The organism is Dactylosporangium darangshiense, assembly GCF_039537565.1.
Classification (GTDB): Bacteria; Actinomycetota; Actinomycetes; order Mycobacteriales; family Micromonosporaceae; genus Dactylosporangium; species Dactylosporangium darangshiense.
Genome location: NZ_BAABAT010000219.1, coordinates 1 through 738 on the forward strand (window position 1 = coordinate 1; position 738 = coordinate 738).

A 738-nucleotide genomic window follows, 5' to 3' on the forward strand; every position below is an offset into this window, starting at 1 on the left:
TGGCGAGGAGGGAGTGGCCGCCGAGGTTGAAGAAGTCGTCGCCGATGCCGATGTGGTCGAGGTCGAGGAGGTCGGTCCAGATGGTGGTGAGGTGTTGTTCGGTGGGGGTGGTGGGGGGTTGGTAGGTGGTGGTGAGGTCGGGTCTTGTGGTGTCGGGTGTGGGGAGGGCGTTGCGGTCGATTTTGCCGTTGGGGGTGCGGGGGAGGGTGGTGAGGTGGATGTAGTGGGTGGGGATCATGTGGTCGGGGAGGGTGTGGTGGAGGTGGGTGCGGAGTTCGTCGGTGGTGGGTGGGTTGTTGGTGGTGGTGGTGAGGTAGGCGGTGAGGGTGTTGTGGTTGGCGGTGATGATGGCGGTGGTGATGTTGGGGTGGGTGGTGAGGGCGGTTTCGATTTCGGCGGGTTCGATGCGGTGGCCGCGGAGTTTGATTTGGTGGTCGGTGCGGCCGAGGTGGTCGAGTTCGCCGTTGGGTTGGCGGCGGGCGAGGTCGCCGGTGCGGTAGAGGCGGCTGCCGTCGGTGGTGTGGGGGTTGGGGATGAAGCGTTCGGCGGTGAGGGCTGGGCGGTGGTGGTAGCCGTGGGCGAGGCCGGGGCCGCCGATGTGGAGTTCGGCGGTGGTGCCGTCGGGGGCGGGGTTGAGGTGTTGGTCGAGGAGGATGGCGCCGATGTTGGGCAGGGGCCGGCCGATGGGTGGGCGGGTGGTGATGGTGGTGAGGGTGTCGGTGGTGGTGATGGCGGGGG

Annotated in this window: 1 protein-coding gene; it reads right to left on the reverse strand. The window is 67.9% G+C overall.

What is annotated here, in order from left to right; all coding sequences use genetic code 11:
- On the reverse strand, nucleotides 1–738 hold a 738-nt coding region (locus tag ABD901_RS58795; RefSeq protein ID WP_345145133.1), incomplete at both ends, for a non-ribosomal peptide synthetase.